The 16,221-nt window shown below is 70.7% G+C and carries 14 protein-coding genes and 2 pseudogenes; 2 read left to right on the top strand and 14 right to left on the bottom strand.

The genetic code is table 11. The features are described from left to right. The coding region (locus AOK17_RS18405) for a cytochrome P450 (protein WP_157881354.1) at positions 1 to 796 on the bottom strand (796 nt) is incomplete at its 3' end. Between the two features lie 181 nt (positions 797 to 977). Here AOK17_RS18405 and AOK17_RS18410 point away from each other — a divergent pair. Further along, positions 978 to 1,445, top strand: a complete 468-nt coding sequence (locus AOK17_RS18410; RefSeq protein ID WP_055613590.1) for an SRPBCC family protein — start codon at positions 978 to 980, stop codon at positions 1,443 to 1,445. 82 nt (positions 1,446 to 1,527) lie between these two features. Here AOK17_RS18410 and AOK17_RS18415 read toward each other — a convergent pair whose 3' ends face one another. The 13 genes and pseudogenes from AOK17_RS18415 to AOK17_RS50785 all read right to left on the bottom strand — a co-directional run bounded on the left by AOK17_RS18415 (position 1,528) and on the right by AOK17_RS50785 (position 15,674). Then, a complete protein-coding gene (locus AOK17_RS18415) occupies positions 1,528 to 1,998 on the bottom strand; it encodes a hypothetical protein (protein ID WP_157881355.1) in 471 nt (156 codons plus the stop codon). Between the two features lie 139 nt (positions 1,999 to 2,137). After that, a complete protein-coding gene (locus AOK17_RS18420) occupies positions 2,138 to 3,040 on the bottom strand; it encodes a TIGR03619 family F420-dependent LLM class oxidoreductase (protein ID WP_055613592.1) in 903 nt (300 codons plus the stop codon). 184 nt (positions 3,041 to 3,224) lie between these two features. Next, complete coding sequence (locus tag AOK17_RS18425; RefSeq protein ID WP_055613593.1) at positions 3,225 to 4,121, bottom strand: hypothetical protein; 897 nt, start codon at positions 4,119 to 4,121, stop codon at positions 3,225 to 3,227. 399 nt (positions 4,122 to 4,520) lie between these two features. Then, positions 4,521 to 5,255: pseudogene (locus AOK17_RS18430) on the bottom strand (carbohydrate ABC transporter permease); the annotation flags it as partial. 61 nt (positions 5,256 to 5,316) lie between these two features. Further along, entirely contained in the window at positions 5,317 to 6,489 is a 1,173-nt protein-coding gene (locus AOK17_RS18435; RefSeq protein WP_055613594.1) for a GTP-binding protein, read from the bottom strand. Between the two features lie 6 nt (positions 6,490 to 6,495). Further along, positions 6,496 to 6,666 (bottom strand): 50S ribosomal protein L32, encoded by a 171-nt coding sequence (gene rpmF, locus AOK17_RS18440; RefSeq protein WP_055613595.1) that lies wholly within the window; start codon positions 6,664 to 6,666, stop codon positions 6,496 to 6,498. A 124-nt stretch (positions 6,667 to 6,790) separates the two neighbouring features. Beyond that, on the bottom strand, positions 6,791 to 9,034 hold the full coding sequence (locus AOK17_RS18445) for a protein kinase domain-containing protein (RefSeq protein WP_055613596.1): 2,244 nt from the start codon (positions 9,032 to 9,034) through the stop codon (positions 6,791 to 6,793). A gap of 97 nt (positions 9,035 to 9,131) precedes the next feature. Next, positions 9,132 to 11,330 carry a protein kinase domain-containing protein gene (locus tag AOK17_RS18450; RefSeq protein WP_055613597.1) on the bottom strand — a complete coding sequence of 733 codons (2,199 nt, stop codon included), beginning with the start codon at positions 11,328 to 11,330 and terminating at the stop codon, positions 9,132 to 9,134. Positions 11,331 to 11,527: 197 nt separating this feature from the next. Continuing rightward, complete coding sequence (locus AOK17_RS18455; protein ID WP_063997250.1) at positions 11,528 to 13,186, bottom strand: serine/threonine-protein kinase; 1,659 nt, start codon at positions 13,184 to 13,186, stop codon at positions 11,528 to 11,530. A 291-nt stretch (positions 13,187 to 13,477) separates the two neighbouring features. Then, positions 13,478 to 13,705, bottom strand: coding sequence for a hypothetical protein (locus AOK17_RS18460; RefSeq protein WP_055613599.1), 228 nt, complete (start codon positions 13,703 to 13,705; stop codon positions 13,478 to 13,480). 177 nt (positions 13,706 to 13,882) lie between these two features. After that, positions 13,883 to 14,419, bottom strand: a complete 537-nt coding sequence (locus AOK17_RS18465) for a hypothetical protein (protein WP_157881356.1) — start codon at positions 14,417 to 14,419, stop codon at positions 13,883 to 13,885. A gap of 46 nt (positions 14,420 to 14,465) precedes the next feature. Next, complete coding sequence (locus AOK17_RS18470) at positions 14,466 to 15,512, bottom strand: ArsR/SmtB family transcription factor (RefSeq protein WP_055613601.1); 1,047 nt, start codon at positions 15,510 to 15,512, stop codon at positions 14,466 to 14,468. A gap of 21 nt (positions 15,513 to 15,533) precedes the next feature. After that, on the bottom strand, positions 15,534 to 15,674 hold the full coding sequence (locus AOK17_RS50785; RefSeq protein WP_157881357.1) for a hypothetical protein: 141 nt from the start codon (positions 15,672 to 15,674) through the stop codon (positions 15,534 to 15,536). Between the two features lie 339 nt (positions 15,675 to 16,013). Between AOK17_RS50785 and AOK17_RS18475 the strand changes: the two are divergent. After that, positions 16,014 to 16,221 (top strand): annotated as a pseudogene (locus tag AOK17_RS18475) (hypothetical protein); the annotation flags it as partial.

Raw genomic sequence — 16,221 nt, forward strand, 5'->3', positions numbered from 1 at the left:
CGTGCCCGGCCGCGAGCAGCGTGACCAGTTCGTCGCGGATCAGCCGGTCGGTGTACTCGGGGTGCTCGGCGGCGGCGTCGAGCAGGACGTGCAGCAGGCCCGGGCCGTCGGGGCCGGCCGCTCCGTCGCGGGCGGACTCGATGGCGTGCCGCGCGACCGCGTCGATCCGGGCGAGATCGGCGGCGACGGCTTCCTGGGCGTCGCCGATATCGGCGGGCAGCGTCGGAAGGGCGGCCCCCACGTTTTCCACGGCGGCCAGTTCGCGCTCGGTCTCGTCATCGAGCGGGTGCCCGGTGAGGGAGCGCCAGATGGAGTCCAGGGCGAAGCGGCGCATCTCCTGCCCGACATCGAAAGGCTGCCCGGTACGGGCGTACCCGTCCCAGCGTCCGGCGGTGGTCAGGGCGGCCCCGGTGATCCGCTGCTCGTAGCGGCGCATCCCGGTACCGGTGAACTGGGACTGCAGCAAACGGCGTTGCTGCTTCCATGCCGCACCGGTGGCGGCCAGGACACCGTCGCCGATCAGCACTCGGGCACGGTGGGAGCGCTTGACGTACCGCTCCGGATGGCGGGCCAGTACGTGCTGGACCGCTTGCGGGTCGGTGACCAGAACGGTGGGGGCCGGCCCGAGGCGGAACGCGGCGACGCCGCCTAACCGCTCGCGCACCTGGGACAGCAGCTCGACCAGTTCACCTCCACCTGCATGCCACCGCTTCACGAGTGCGGGCTCGGCTTCGGGTACCGGCCGCCCCGTTCCGGGGGCGTACGAGGGGGAGCCGGGACCGGCTTCAGTGTCCATGTTTTCTCTCCTGGTCGACCGCCGGGCTCGGCCGCAACGGAGGAGCGCCGGCACCAAGGCGGACTGTACGGGAGCGGACACAGCAGGTGACAGTTCACCTGGTACGGAGCCCGTCCCGGCACTGCCCGGGCACCGTCGCCCCGCACCGCGTGGGGAACCGCCTTCGCCCTAGACTCGAGCCATGGACAGGACCGACCGCGCCAGCCGAGTGATCGCGGCACCACCGGCGACCGTCTACGGCGCCCTGCTCGACCGGGAGTCCCTGGAAGCCTGGTTGCCGCCGGACGGCATGCGCGGGCGGGTCGAGTGGTGGGATCCCCGGCCCGGCGGCGGATTCCGGATGGTCCTCACCTACCTCGACCCCACCGAAAGCCCCGGCAAGACCTCGGACACGACGGATGTCGTCGACGTGGGGTTCGCCGAACTGGTGCCGCCGGAGCGCGTGGTGCAGAGGGCGGTGTTCGAGGCCGACGACCCGTCGTTCGCGGGCACCATGACGATGACCTGGCATCTCGCTGCCGCCGGTGACGGAACCGAGGTGACCGTCACCGCCACGGATGTGCCACCCGGCATCGACCAGGCGGACCACGAAACCGGGATCGCCTCCTCGCTGGCCAACCTGGCGTCGTACCTCGAACGGACCGGCTGACCCAGGTCGGCTGCGCCCGGGCCCAGCACGGTTGCAGGCATGGGGCCGTCCCGCTTCCGGCCAGGCCTCGGCCCGCCCTGGACTACTCGGACGGGCGCAGGTTGTCCTGGAGGTCGCTCGCGCCTGTGATGATCGAGGTGTAGAGCCCGGAGCAGGTATTGAACTTCTGGGTGGTCGCGGCATCGACTGTGGTTTCGGGCACGGTGGCGCACAACTCGGTGAAGTACTGGTCGTATTGCTCGTTGATGGCGGTGGTGCCGTCAAGTGTCGCCTGGTAGCAGTCCTTGTCGGGACGAGCCTCCACCTTCTTGTGCAACCGCTCGGTGATCGCGTGCACGGCCGCCGCATGGGTCTCGCATGCACTGCCCACGCCCGCCCTGCAGCCGTCGGGCTTCGCGTTCACCGCCTCGCTGATCCTGTCGTGCCACTTCGCCTCCAACTCCAGGGACCCGCCGCCCTGTTCGTCGATGGAACCTCCACAGCCCGCGGTCACGGCCATGACCCCGCACACCAGGAGCGGTATCTGCGACCGAAGCCCCGTACCGGCTCGCATCGCGCCCCCTGTCGTTGTGTCCTGCCCGCCCGGGCCGGGCGGTGGGCCGAGAAGGGTCCCGGTGGGAGGACACCCCGCCAAACCGAACGATCCCCCTGGCGGCGACTCTGGCTGCGACAGGGGGATCGGCGCAGCGACGTCAGCCCTTCTCGACCAGGGCGATCAGTTCGGTGGCGACGGTCAGGGACTCGTCGACGGTGTGGACGGCGTACATGGAGTCGACCATGAAGTGGTCGATGCCGGTGCGCTCGTGGACAGCCTTGATGGTCTCAGCGACCTGCTGGGTCGAGGTGCCCGCATCGATGTTGACCCGCAGGACGGCATCGATCGCGGACGGGTCCCGGCCGGCCTCCCGGGCCAAGTGGTCGATGGCCGCCCGCTGGCTCACCAGTCCGTCGATGTCCACGTAACTGGGCACCACGACCAGCGGCAGCCAGCCGTCACCGCGCTCGGCGACCCGGCGCAGGGCGCGCTCGGACATGGCTCCGAGGTAGAACGGCGGACGGGGACGCCGGGCGGGCTTGAGGGGGGAGTGGTGCGGGGGCACCGAAATCAGCTCACCGCTGTACTGGGCCGGGTCGGTGGTCCAGATGGCGTCGAGAGCGTCGAGCAGTTCGTTCATCCGGGCGCCGCGCCGGGTGAAGTCCGAGCCCGCCGCCTCGTACTCCTCCGGTGACCAGCCGATTCCGAAGCCGGGCAGCAGGCGGCCGTCGCTGATCACGTCGATGCTGGTGAGCGACCTGGCCAGCTGGACGGGAGGATACAGCGGGGCGATGAGTACATGCGTTCCGAGCAGTACGCGTTCGGTGGCGCTCGCGGCGATGGCGAGGAGTACGAACGGGTCGGCGGCCGTGTTGAGTTCGGCCGGAATGGAGTCGCCCTGCCCGCCGTAGCCGACCTTGGGGTTGACGGCGGCCAGATTACGGTCGCCCACCCACAGGCTCGCGGCGCCCGCGCTCTCCGCCTCGCGCGCGAACTCCGCGGTCCGGGCTATGCCCAGGGCCTGCTTGTGGAACTGCGGGAGCGCAAAACCGATCTTCATGGCTGGTCCTTGCTGACTAGTCGTGGCAACCATCGGCCGTCCCCTCGGGCGACCAGCGCATACCGGTCCCCGGAAGGGAGTTGGCAGAGCGGGACGGTCGTCCACGGCCGTCATGCGCACGAGACTACAGAAGTTGATTGTGCAACTACTTCGATTCGGCGCTGACGGCGTGTCGCGTCCCGCCTCAGTCGCCTCCCACGAAGCCGCTGTCGTGGTCCACATCCAAGTCCGCTGTGTCGTTGGCGAGTTGGGCGGGATCCCCGTGCTCCGTACGGTCGTTGGGCTCGTCCGGGGGGCGACGGACGCTCGCACCGGCAGTGGACGCCTGCGAGGTGGGCGGAGGGAACGCCCCTCTGGAGACCCTGAAACCGGTCTCCGGGCTCTCGTCGGCCAGCGCCCGTGCGAGCGCGGCGCGACAGCGGCGGGTGAACATGGGCCAGGGGCGGGACGCTTCCGCCGGCCAAGCAGCCGCCAGGAGGGACAGGGCGGCCCAGAGCGCCATCCACAGAAGCGTCCACCATCCAGGATCCTGGTCGGACAGGCCCGGGAACCCGTTGCCCAGGAGCATCGCGTTCATCGACATCCCGAACGACACCACCAAGGCGGCGAGCAGTGCGGGGACGCGGTACGCGCCGAAGCAGCGGCGCAGGGGAGCGCGGCGTGCTTCCAGGGCTGTGCGGAACGGTGCGAAACGCTGCTCGATGAGGAGTTCGTGGACGGTGACGCCCTCGTCGCGGCGCAGACCGGCCGCGAGGGTCGCGAGGGCCGGATCCTCCGGAGCGCTGTGCCGCCCCGGCGCCAGGCTGATCCGACCGTCCCCGTCGACCTGGGCGGGGCCGGCCAGGACAAGCAGTCGTACGGCCACCTCGGCGGCGTATCTCTCCCGCTGGGCCGACGCGCCTTTCCACGAGGCGCCGAGCCACCACCCCGCCTGGATCGGGTCCACGACCGCCTTCCGAGCGCCCCGCAGGAACCGCCGCTCCGCGCGCGTACGTCTCCACCAGGCCACACCCAGGCCCGCGTTGAACCCGGCGAACCCCAGCAGCCAGCCGGCGGTGATCCACCCCAACTCGCTGCTCATGACGCCGGCCCCGCTCCCTTACTTGCTTGACGTGACAGCAGAAGGTGTCCCCGCTGACCGCCGTGGCCCGGTCGGCACGGTCGCGGACCCCGCCACAGCACGGCGAGAACGACGTACCCTTCCGCAGCACCCGCCAACGCCCCTCCCGACAACTCCGGTTGGCTCATGAGCAGGACACTCTCCTCGGACGGCCACCAACGGGACGGCAGATCAGCGCACTTGTCGGAGTTTCCCAACAAGCGGCGAATTCATGTCCGACTTTCGCCGCGGGCAGTTGAGCGGCTCACCTACCTCGTAGAACATCTCGGACAGGCTGCCGACGACCTCCTCCCGCCGACCGGTGTCCTCGCGGAAGGTGCGCGGCTTCTGCACCAGGTCAGGGGCGATAGGGGGCAGCGCTCATTCCTTGCTCGATCCGGCGAGCATCCCGGCCACCAGGGTGCGCTGCGAGAAGACGAAGAGCACCAGTACAGGCAGGATGGCGACGATGATGGCCAGGGCGAGTTCGGGGATGGTGACGTTCAGTCCGGCGCCGGCGACGGGGTTGAAGGACGGCGTCGAGGTGAGGAGTTGGTTCAGGCCCACCTGGACGGGGAACTGCTCGCTGTTCGGCAGGACGAGGTAGGGCAGGAAGAAGTTGTTCCAGTTGCCCACGAAGCTGAAGAACGCGACCAGTCCGACCACCGGTTTGGCGAGCGGGAGCGCGATGCGTGCGAAGAGCTGCCACTCCGTGCAGCCGTCGATGTGCGCGGCGGAGAGCAGGTCTCTGGGGAGGCTGCTCCCGAAGTAGATGTAGACCAGGTACACGCCGAACGGATAGAAGGAGAAGGGGAGTATCACCGACCAGATCGTGCCGATGAGGTGGAAGCGGTTGAGTTCCAGGAAGATCGGCAGCACCAGGGTGGCCTGCGGCATGATCATGGTGATCACGAGGAGCGTCTTGCGGCCCCTGAACTTCGTCAGCGCGAGCGCGTAGCCGGCCGGAACGCTGACGGCCAGCGTGAGGATGAGCGAACCGCCCGAGTAGACGGCCGAGTTGGCCAGCCATCTCGTCATGGCGCCGTCCTGGAACGCGAACAAGTGCCGCCAGGCCGTGCCTATTTGGTGGAACGAGCCGAAGGAGAGCGGGTTGTCCGCACCACTTCCTTCTTCTGGAGTGATCCGTTCTCGATGTGTACTGCCCGACCCGGAGTTCTCAGGCCTCGGCCGCGAGTTCGGGGTGCTCGTGCTCGCAGGTGTCGTCGATGCCGTAGGTGTCCCAGGTGGGGAACGGGTCGACGGGCGGCAGGCTCTCGCCGTCGGTCATGAGGCAGTCGGTCAGCGCGGCGTGGAGAGCTTCCGAGTGCAGGTGTGTGCCGATGAAGACGAGTTCCTGGCCGCTCGGTCCGTCGGTGTCGCGGGCGGCGGAGGGCTCGAAGCGGGCGACCGAGCCGGCCTGCGACCAGAGGCCCGTCACATGCGGGCGGCTCGCGAGCGTGAAGAAGCCTTTGGATCGCAGGACCTGCCCGAAGGTGCCACCGTCGAGTTCACCGGTGACGAAGGACCACAACCGGCCCGGGTGGAAAGGCACTTCGGAGCGGAAGACGGCCGAGGAAATGCCGTACTCCTCGGTCTCCGGGACGTGGTCGCCGTTGAGCTCCATGACCCAGCCCGGTGCCTGCTGGGCGCGCTCGAGGTCGAAGAGTCCGGTGCCGAGCACCGCGCCGAGCTCGACCCGGCCATGGACGGCGGGGGCGATCCGGGCAACGGGGTTGAGGCGGCTGAGCGTTGCCCGGAGCCGGGCCGCGGCATCCTCGTCGACGAGATCGAGTTTGTTGAGCACGATGACGTCGGCGAACTCGATCTGGTCCATCAGCAGGTCGCTGACCGTGCGTTCGTCGTCCTCGTACTGGTCCAGGCCCCGCTCGACGAGTTCGTCACCGTTGGTCAGTTCGGGCAGGAAGTTCGCCGCGTCGACGACGGTGACCATGGTGTCGAGGCGGGCGAGGTCGCCGAGGGTGGCGCCGTCATCGCGGGCGAAGGCGAACGTGGCGGCGACCGGCATCGGTTCCGAGATGCCGCTCGACTCGATGAGGAGGTAGTCGAAGCGGTCCTCGCGGGCCAGCCGGTCGATCTCCTCCAGCAGGTCGTCGCGCAGGGTGCAGCAGATGCAGCCGTTGGTCATCTCGACCAGTCGTTCCTCGGTCCGCGACAGGGCGGCCTCACCGCCGCGCACCAGGGTGGCGTCGATGTTGATCTCGCTCATGTCGTTGACGATGACCGCGACGCGCAGGCCTTCGCGGTTCCCCAGGACGTGGTTGAGCAGGGTGGTCTTGCCCGCGCCGAGGAATCCGGACAGGACGGTTACGGGCAGTCGGTCGAACCTCATGACCGGTCAGCCCTCGGGGCGCAGCAGCCCGCGCTCGTACGCCTTGACCAGCCGCTGGGGCACGAGTCGGGCGACTCCGTCGACAGTGACCGGCACGAGTTGCGAGGTGGCCGCCTTCCACTGGGCGCGGCGGTGGCGGGTGTTGCTGCGGGACGTTTTCCGCTTGGGAACGGCCATGTCGGTCCTCCTTGGTGAGTGAGCAGGGCCGAGGCTATATGAAAATGGATCCCGTTATCAATATGGCCGTGAGGTAGCCGCGCAGGCAGGCAGGTGCCGGCCGACATGGCCGGTTGGGCGAGGGCTACCCGTTGACCGCCATCACGGTCTTGCGGCCGGCGCAGGCGTACCAGCCGCGGGTGTCGGCCGTGAGGGCGGTGACGGGAGCGGGGGCTGTGCGCGTGTGTGTTTCGGTCAGGCCCTTCGCGGTCGTCCGCAGTGCCGCGCAGGCACGGCCCGCTGCCGCGTACACCGTGGTGCCGTCGGGTGCGACGGTAGGCGGGCACTGGGCGGTGCCGGTGTCCTCGAACTGCTTTGCCCGGCCGCGGGACCGGCCCGTGCGCGGATCGAGAGCGGTGAGCGTATGGCCGTCCTTCCAGTGCAGCAGCAGTCCGCCCGCGACGACGGGGACATGGACGCCGCCGGGGCGCCGGGTCCAACAGGCGTCGAGGCCGAGTGCGGGCGTGCTCCAGCTCAGGCGTGCGTCGTCGAGGCCGAAGCCGTGCAGGGTGGAGCCGGTCAGGAGGAGGCCGGCCGTGCCGGTGCGGGCGAGAGCCGTGGCACCGCGTGCGATCTCGGCTTTCAGAGCGCGGGCGGCTGTCCGGTCTCCGTTGCGGGCGTCGACGATGTGCAGCAAGCCCTTCTCGGTGAGCAGTGCGAACCGGTCCGGGGGCAGTGCGCCGACGGCCGTCACCGTGTCGCCCTCGCCCAACTCCCGGTAGGTCCACAGCTGTTCGCCTTCCCTCGCGTCCACGCAGGTCGGACGGGCCAACTCGTCGGTGAGCAGGAGTGCGTCGCCGACGACGGCGGGTCGGCGCCACTCGGTGGACTGCTTGCGGCGCCACAGTTCGGTGCCTGTGGTGAGCGAGACGGCGCGCAGCACGTCCGTGTCGCGGATGACCATGATGGTGCCGGCGAGCGCGAACCACTGCTGGGTGGGCTCCGGCGTCGCCGCCTTGGGAAGGGCTTTACCGGTGCTGGTGGCGGTGGGCGCGAGGCCGATGTCGCCCGCGAGGAGCAGCCCGTCGTCGGTGACGCCCCAGTCGTCAGGGACGTCGCCAGAGGTCTGTGCAGCCCAGCGCCGACGGCCTGTCGAGGCGGTACGTAACTGGGTCGAACCGATGCTGGTGCCCGTTCCTTCGAGCCCGTGCAGGACGAGCCCGGCGGGCGAGGCGAGCAGGGCGTCCACGCGGCCGGCGCCGGCGCTCAGACGCCAGCGGATCGCGCCGGGGGCGGCGGCCGTTCCCCCGGTCACCTTCCAGGCGTCCGGATCCTCGTCCGGGTCGTCGGTGCCACCGCCCCGCGCCACCGCGTAGCCGAGCAGGCCGACGAAGGCGGCGCTGCCGGCTGCGAGAGCGGCGCGGCGGGACAACTCGCCCCACCGGAAGGAGGGGGAGGGAGCTGGGTCCGGCAGCGAGACGGTGGGAGCCGGCATCGGCTCCGGGCCGGGGTACGGCGTCGACTCGGCGTCGGCCACCAGGGAACGCAGCGGCTCGTCGCGCCACCAGGCCGACGGGGTGGGTGTGACAGTGCGGAGGAGTACCGCGGCGGCATCGGGGCGGTTGCCGGGGGACTTGTCGAGGCAGGCGTCGATCAGGTCCTTCAAGCCCGACTCCACGGGTACGCCGTCGAGTTCGGGCGATTCGTGGACGATCCGGTAGAGCAGCGCGGGTACGGAGGCCGCGCCGAACGCGTCCCGGCCCGTCGCCGCGAACGCGAGCACCGCGCCCAGCGCGAAGATGTCCGTCGCCCCGGTCACCGCAGGGCCGTCGAGAATCTGCTCCGGGGACATGTACCCGGGGGTGCCGATCATTCCCCCGGTCTCCGTCAGGGCCCGGTCGTCCTCTGCGCGGGCGATGCCGAAGTCGATCACTCGGGGGCCGTCCCGGGTGAGCAGGATGTTCGACGGCTTCAGATCACGGTGGACGAGGCCGGCCGCGTGGATGTCGCGCAACGCCTCGGCGAGGGCGGCAGCGAGGGCGCGTACAGCCGGTGCGGGCAGGGGGCCGGTCGCCGCGACGGCCCGGCGCAGGGTCACTCCGGGCAGAAAGGCGGTGGCCAGCCAGGGGAGCCGGGCGTCGGGGTCGGCGTCCAGGACGGGGGCCGTGTAGGCGCCGGTGACCCTGCGGGCGGCGGAGGCCTCGCGGCGGAACCGTTCCCTGTAGTGCGGGTCCGCGGCCAGGTGCTCGTGGATCGTCTTGATGGCGGTGAGACGGCCGCCCGGAGAGCGGGCGAGGTAGACCTGGCCCATGCCTCCGGCGCCGAGCCGGCCGATCAGGTGGTGCCGGCCCAGTTGCTTGGGGTCCTCGGGTTGCAGGGTGGTGGTCATGCGCGGGTCTCCTGGGAGCCTTTCGTTCGCCGTCGGGGTTGGTCGTCGGTGCGCGGGTACTGCTGCCGCTGTGCCTGCTCGCACGGACCGGCGTGGCTCACGGGCCGCGGAACGTCTGCAGCGTTGTGCCGGTGCACACGTGGATCAGGCCGTCGCCCGCCGCCCCGTACGACGCCGTGGTCAGGCCGTCCACCGGGACGGCCCAGCGCAGTCGGCCCGTGGTGGCCGCCAGGGCGTGGATACCCCACGCGGACGTGCCCGCGGGCGTGCCGGAGACGCCCGGTCGGGGACCCGTCGCGTAGACCACGGTGCCGTCCGCCAGAGGGCGGCCGTCGGTGGCGGTGAGCGCGCGGACGTCGTCGCGCCACCAACGCCGGTCGCCGTCGGCCGTGTCCAGTGCGCCCAGGCCGTTGGCCGTGGCGGCTACGAGGAGTTCGTCGCCGACCAGCGGTGCCACCACCTTCGCGTCCGCCAGCTGCCGTGTCCACCGCGCCTTCCCCGTGGCCAGGTTCACCCGGCGCACGGACGTCTGCGTCGTGTAGTAGTGGGTTCCCCGGGCTCCCGGATGCACCTCGGGCGTGGCCGAGCCCTCGGGGATGCTGGGCTCCTCCTCGCCCGAGCGCTCATTGAGCACGTACAGGGGACCGTATGTCTCGGTCGCCGAGGCCAGGGCGAACCGGCCGCCCGCCGCGTCCAGCGCGGTCACCTGCGCCGCCGTACCGCCCCTGAACCACAGCGGGGCACCCGTCGGCAGATCGAAGCCGTACGCCCGCCAGCGCTGCCCCCGGTTCGAGCGCCGTGTCCACAACGTGTCGTACTTGGCGAACGTGACCAGGCAAGCCGTGCGACGCGTGACGGCGAGCAGCGTCTCGCTACCGTCGGGCGAGCCGAAACCGTAGGGGCGGCGGTACGGATTCGACTCCAGGCCGCCCGTGCGCCACCGCTCGGTGCCGCCCGCCGCGTCGATCGCCACGATCCCGGGGGAGGCGAGATCCGTCGGGCGGTAGGTGACGTACACCGTGTCGCCGTGGGGCAGGACGGCGGACGCGTCCTCGAACTCCCAGGCCACGGCGCCGGTTTGCGGGTCGAGCCGGCGGGCAGTGCCGTCGAAGCGTACGTATAGGGCGTCGGCCGTACGGGTCAGCGTGCCGCCGTATTCGAGGGCGCCCACCTCGCGGCTCCACAGCGGGGTGCCGGAGCGCCAGGACGGGGTGACCGGCTGTCGCCGCGTGCCGGACTCGTCCCCCAGGAGGGCGATCGTCGCCGCCGTCGCCGCAGCGGCGGTCGTGACGGCGGCGCCCACCCACGCGAACACGCGTCTGCGCGACGGACCTGCCGAAGTCGGAGGGGTCGGCGGGCGGTCGATGCGGGTGGCCCCTTCGCCGTCGGCCTCGGCCGAGACGGCGATCCGGCGCGCGACGGCCTCCTCGTGGCCCTCGATCAGTGCGGTCATCTCCGGCCGCTCCCACCACGGCCGTTCGGCCGCGCGGACGGCGCACCAGTCCAGGACGTCCGCCGCGGTGGGGCGCTCATCCGGCCCCTTCGACAGACAGCGGGTCAAGAAGGCGGTCCACTCCCCGTCCGGTACGCCGACGAGGTCCGGGTCCTCGTGAAGCGTCCGGTAAACGATCTGCGGTGCCGTACCCCCGCCGTGCGGATTGCGGCCCGTCGCCGCCAGCGCGAGCAGCGCCCCGAGCGCGAACACGTCACAGGAGGCGGCGGGTTCGGTGGCGTACGTGATCTGCTCCGGAGCCATGAAGCCGACGGAGCCGAGCATGTCCCCGCTCCCCGTCAGGGCCTCGTCCGAGGAGCCCGAGGCAGGTCCGTCACCGAGCGCCTTCGCGATACCGAAGTCGATGACGCGTGGACCCTGGCCGGTGACCAGGACGTTCGCCGGCTTCAGGTCCCGGTGCACCAGGCCCGCCGTGTGGATCGCGGTGAGCGCCTCGGCGAGAGCGGCACCGAGCGAGGCGAGGTCGCCGGCCGCCAGTGGCCCGTACCCGGCCACCGCCTCCGACAAAGTGGGGCCCGCGCAGTACTCGACGGCCAGCCACGGCAGCGGGGCCTGCGGCTCCGCGTCGAGCACGGCCGCCGTGAACGGGCCGGTCATGGCACGCGCCGCCTGCACCTCACGCCGCAGCCGCTCCCGGAACAGCGGTTCGGCGGCGAGGTGCGCATGCATCACCTTGACCACGACGAGCCGCCCCGACCCCGAACGTGCCAGATACGCACGGCCCATGCCACCCGCCCCGAGCAGCACGAGCGTCCGGTACTCCCCGAACTCGAACCGGCTCATCGGCCCCCTGCCTGTACGCCCCATGCGCCGATGATCCTTGCGACGCCTGTACGGCTCCAGAGGTTCCCGGGAACACGAACCGCTCAACGGACGGCTCCGGCGGCGGGCAAGGCCGAATGGCCGGCCGCTCCGAGGCCGGCAGCGGAAGCGGACGCGTCAGAGGTGACTGTCCCAGCGGACGAACAGGGTGGGGTCGTTCATCGCGCCGCCGGACGGAAGGATGTCAAGAAGGTGTTGAGGGCTTGCTGGTTGGCGGGGGTGTTCCAGTCGTCGGCCGGGGTCGTCCACCTGATGGAGTAGCCGAGGTCGGTGTCGACCAGGAGGGCGCGGGCGAGCGTGCGCGTGCGGTCGGGGTCGCCGTCGGCGAACCATTCCAGGTCGGCGGCCTTTCCATCGGAACCGTCCACGCGCCGGATGTCGCCGATGCGGTCGAAGCCGGGGGTGAGGCTCCGCAGTTGGGGCTCGAAGTTGCGCCAGACGGTGACGGGGTCGGATGAGGGGACCCTGCCGAAGGTGATCCTCAGTGCGCGAGGGTCGCCCGTGGCGCCGAACGTGACACTGAAGGCGTTGTCCGGTCGCCCGGAGTCCTTGATACGCCGCCAGTCCGAGGGCAGTTGGACCGAGAACCCTTCCGGCGCGTCGTAGCGCTTGGTGGCGGGCGGCGCCGTCTTGCTGGCGGAAGCTGTAGGAGAGGGGGCGGCTGGCGCACCCGGGTCCGATGCGCTTGCCGAGGCGCCGCCGGTCGGGTCCGCGGAGGGGCCGGCAGGGGCGGAAGCCGCGGGAGGCGGCGCGGCGGCGGATCCGGACGCGGTGGGTACGGGGCCTGAGGCGTCGGGTGTGTCCGAGGCCGGTCTGCTGTTCACGGCGAGCACGACCGGGATGGCCACGACGGCCAGCGCGGAACCGACGATGGCGAGGACGATGGGCCGCTTCCTGCGCCAGCCCCGTTCCGCCCCCTGCGCGGACCGGTACGCTCCGCGCAGCCTGAACATGTGCGACTGTTCGGCCGAGCCCTCGCTGACCATGCGGCTCAGCGCCTGGCGCAGTACCGGTTCGGTGAGCCGTTCGTTCGGGTTCTCGCGGAGCAGCCCGTGAATGGTCTGGCGCAGCCGGCCGGTGTGGACGTCGTCCCCCGAGGATCTCTCCCCTCCTCCCTCGGTCCCCTCTCCCGTGTACACCTGCGCGAAGGTCGAAGTACCTTGGCCCTGCCCCGGGTTCGAAGCGGGCGGCCGGCCCTCGACCATGGTGTGCAGCAGCGCTCCCAGGGCCCACAGGTCCGTCGAGGGATCGATCGCCTCACCGCGGATCTGTTCCGGAGAGGCGTACGAGGGTGCGGTCGCCCTCAACGACCGGGTCGCTCCGGTCAGTCCGAATCCGGTGACCACGACCCCGCCGTCCGCCTTGACGAAGACCTGGTCGGGACCGAGGTCGCCGTGTGTGACGCCCAGGCGGTGCGCGGCGGCGAGTACATCGAGGATCTGCAGGCCGATGCGGACCGCCCGAGGCTGGTTGAACGGCCCACGCCGGTCGAGGAGTTCGCTCAGGGAGCGGCCTTCGATCGGTTCCATGACGGTCCACAGCCGGCCGTTCTGCTCCGTGACGTCGAGGACGGTCGCCACCTGGCCGGGGGCTGCCGCCTCCAGGTTCGCGGTCTCCCGCAGCACCCGGGCCGTCGTCTGCCGGGACGTCTCCTCGCGGAGGACCGCGGGCAGCCGTGCTTCCGCCAGGAACACCAATCGGCCGGACGCCATGTCCTGGCCGTGCCAGCCGACCCGGAATTCCTCTCGGTGCACGATCTGGAGCGGTCGATACCTCCCGGCGATCAACTCATTTGTGGAGGTCTGCGCTTCTGCCATGCTGATCCTTCACTGCGCCCGTGGTTTGCACCTTGGCCATGAGTACGAAGGCAATGGCGGTGAGTGTTCAATCAGGTGTGATTGCGCTTTCCGGCGGTGCGGCACGTCGACGCTCCGCGGCCGGGCCGTGTTCCCCCAACTGGCCTCAGGTGAAAAGGATTTGGGTGCAGCTCTCCTGTCGCAGGTTCGTTCAGGCCGTCGGGCGGCAATCGGTCCGGTCGGGGCGGCTGCCGGTGATCGCGAGCCGGTCGACAACCCGAGCGCGGCACATAGGCTTGCCCCGGTTGCCGGTCACGACAGGCGCCGGAAGGCCATGACGTCGGTGAAATGATCCTCGGCGGTCGCCATCCATTTGCTCGCCGCCAAGTACGTAGTGGCAAAGGTCAGAGCCACCAGGCTGCCGGGCAACGCGAGAGCCTTGATGGTGGCCAGCAGTTGTGATCCACCGCCGAGGACGAGTGCTGTCAGGCCGAATCCGGCCTTCAGCAGTCCAAGCCACGGCTGTGACGGTTTGGCCACTCGCTGCCTCCGCGCTGCTGCCGACCGGTCACTGCCATGCTCCCTCAGCCGACCGGCATTGCCGATGCTCGCCGATGCGCCGAACTCCTGCGCACCAAGGGGGAGCTGAGCATCCAATGACTCGGGCTACATAGTCCTCTCCGCTGCTTCCATGCCTCCGGCGGTCATCGCAATGCTTCATGCCTCGTTGTCATCGTCGTCGTCCCGGAATCGCGTCCACACGCTCACCTCCGCGAGCTCCACCCGTATCCCGGCGATCTCCCGGTGGGCCGGTCGCGCTTGGAACGGTGCGGTCAGGGCCAGGCGCAGGCGGTCCTCGTCGCTCCTGGAGTACTTCCACTCCAGCCCTCGCGGCCTGGGGTCCTGGGCGAGGACGCGCCGCACGTTCCACGGGTTGCCCTCCCGTCTGCTCCGTGCGACTTCGGCCGGGTCGACGACCGTACAGCGGAGTCTCACGGTGACGGAGAAGCCACCGCCGTAGAGGCTCCTCACCTTCCAATGGGCGGACACGCTCACGCCGGGGCGGACATCAACCAGGGTCACGGCGGTGCGCCGTGCCGGGTCGGCTGTCCCGGTCGTGTACGCCCCCTCGACGTTGTGCACAAGAACCTGACCGCGCCCGGCGATCAATGGATGGCGCCGCTCGCGCCACGCACTCCACCGCCACCGAGGACGCAGCTCGCGGTGGCAGACGATCGGGTAACGGTCTCTCACGCGGACCGCCTCCTCGGCTTGCTCAGCCCTGCGTTCAGTACTGCGCTCAGTACTGCAGGGCCGTCGCCACGTCCTGCCCGATGCGTTCGACGGCGGTGAGGTCGAGCCCGTAGTGCACATAGCGGCCGTGGCGCTCCACCTGGACGAGGCCCAGGTCGCGCAGGGTGCGCAGATGCCGCGCGACCTGCGGGCGGGTCATCGACAGCCGGTCCGCCAGGTCGGCGGTGGTCATCGCCTGGCGTGCGATGAGGCGGCACAGGCGTACCCGACGCGGATCGGTGAGCGCCAGCATGCGGCTGCGGGCCAGGGTGACGCCGATCCGAGGGGCGTCGACGGGAAAGTGCACGACGGGGGGCAGCCCCGGCTCGTCCTTCACCAGCAGGTGCGGGGCGCCGTAGTGGGTGGGGATCAGCAGCAGCGGCGTACGGGCAGGGCTGACCACCGCGTGGTGCACCTTGTCGAGGACGACCCTGGCCGGGCTGTCCAGGCGGATACTGGACGGGCTGAGCGAGAGGAGGGCCGCCTCGGCCCCCTCGTCCGTGAACCGTCGGCGCATCTGGTGTGCGGCCCGGGCCAGAACGGGTGCGGTATGCGTCCACAGCTCGTCGAAGTAGACGCGGCGGCACAGGTCGAGGAAGCCGAGGACGTCGGCGCGCAGGGCCTGCGGGTCGCGCAGCAGGTCCGCGGCGAGGGCGGAGTGCGGATCCGGCAGCGCGGACGCGGCCTGGCGCAGCGCACGCGCCTGTGTCCGGTCGTGAAGCACCCTGCCGAAGCGGAAGGTGCGGTAGCCGCTCACGCAGGTGTACGCGGTGAGCTCGGCGAACCGGTCCACCGCGAGCTCCGTCAGCGGTGTGGGAAGCCCTGGATAGAATCCGCGCCACCGCAGCGGCGTCCACAGCGGGGCGAACCGTCCGAGGCCGGCCCTGAAGGCGGCCGGCGCGGCGGTAGTGATCCGCGCGGCCCAGTCGGCGTGCTCGGTGTGGTGGGCGTGTCCGGTCAGCACGTGCAGGCTGGCGGCCAGTTCGGCGAGTGGGGACACCGTGACCGTGAACCGGTCGCGGGCGGCGCCTTCCAGAACTATCACCACCGACATGAGCGGGAGTGTACGGCGGCCTCACACCGGCACCCCATCGAATTCGACCCGCGCGGCCACGAGTACCTCCGGCTCGGTGAGCAGTGCGACGACGTCGGCGAGCACGGTCGCGACCACCTGCGTGCGGTCGTGGGCCAGGGGCGTCGCCGCGGGTTCTCGCATCGGGATGCGCGTGGATGGACAGGCTGACGGCGTCCATGCGGGGCCGCAGCACGGCCAGTTCGGCGGACAGCGCCTTCATGGAGGGCGCTTTCAACGATGACACGGGAACTCCCGTCGTACGACGCACAGAGTGACGTGCTGTCAGTTACGAGGAGTCTGCGGCCGGGCACGAGCGCGTTGCCGCCGATTACCGCGTCCCAGGCAACCCTCGCCGACCGGACGAACAGCTGCGCTTCTATGAACACGGTGTGGAAATGGCCCAGCCGATCCACGTGACACCACGATCGTCACGATCGAGGGCGAGGCACAGTCTGCGATGTCCATGACCTGGAGGGCCCGATGAGGCGCACGGAAGCGGCCAAGCAATTGGGGGGATTCGTGCGGGAGCACCGCACCGATGGCACGCGACGCCTCTGGCATGCGGGCAGTTGGCTGGGGGGCGGGACGGTCGGCATGGCCTTCGGGGTGCCGGTGGCGATCGCCTCGGTGGGCACCACCGAGGGGGCTCCGCAGGTGGCGGGGCTGCTGCTCGGGGTCGGCCTGGCGG

The sequence above is a fragment of the Streptomyces phaeochromogenes genome (assembly GCF_001418655.1).
Taxonomy (GTDB): domain Bacteria; phylum Actinomycetota; class Actinomycetes; order Streptomycetales; family Streptomycetaceae; genus Streptomyces; species Streptomyces phaeochromogenes.

Bases quoted from the DNA above. Each gene is read 5' to 3' on its own strand.
- rpmF (WP_055613595.1), bottom strand. From the start codon at position 6,666: ATGGCCGTTCCCAAGCGGAAAACGTCCCGCAGCAACACCCGCCACCGC.
- AOK17_RS18450 (WP_055613597.1), bottom strand. From the start codon at position 11,330: ATGAGCCGGTTCGAGTTCGGGGAGTACCGGACGCTCGTGCTGCTCGGG.
- AOK17_RS18435 (WP_055613594.1), bottom strand. From the start codon at position 6,489: ATGAGGTTCGACCGACTGCCCGTAACCGTCCTGTCCGGATTCCTCGGC.
- AOK17_RS18415 (WP_157881355.1), bottom strand. From the start codon at position 1,998: ATGCGAGCCGGTACGGGGCTTCGGTCGCAGATACCGCTCCTGGTGTGC.
- AOK17_RS50785 (WP_157881357.1), bottom strand. From the start codon at position 15,674: ATGCGAGAACCCGCGGCGACGCCCCTGGCCCACGACCGCACGCAGGTG.
- AOK17_RS18445 (WP_055613596.1), bottom strand. From the start codon at position 9,034: ATGACCACCACCCTGCAACCCGAGGACCCCAAGCAACTGGGCCGGCAC.
- AOK17_RS18420 (WP_055613592.1), bottom strand. From the start codon at position 3,040: ATGAAGATCGGTTTTGCGCTCCCGCAGTTCCACAAGCAGGCCCTGGGC.
- AOK17_RS18470 (WP_055613601.1), bottom strand. From the start codon at position 15,512: ATGTCGGTGGTGATAGTTCTGGAAGGCGCCGCCCGCGACCGGTTCACG.
- AOK17_RS18455 (WP_063997250.1), bottom strand. From the start codon at position 13,186: ATGGCAGAAGCGCAGACCTCCACAAATGAGTTGATCGCCGGGAGGTAT.
- AOK17_RS18425 (WP_055613593.1), bottom strand. From the start codon at position 4,121: ATGAGCAGCGAGTTGGGGTGGATCACCGCCGGCTGGCTGCTGGGGTTC.
- AOK17_RS18410 (WP_055613590.1), top strand. From the start codon at position 978: ATGGACAGGACCGACCGCGCCAGCCGAGTGATCGCGGCACCACCGGCG.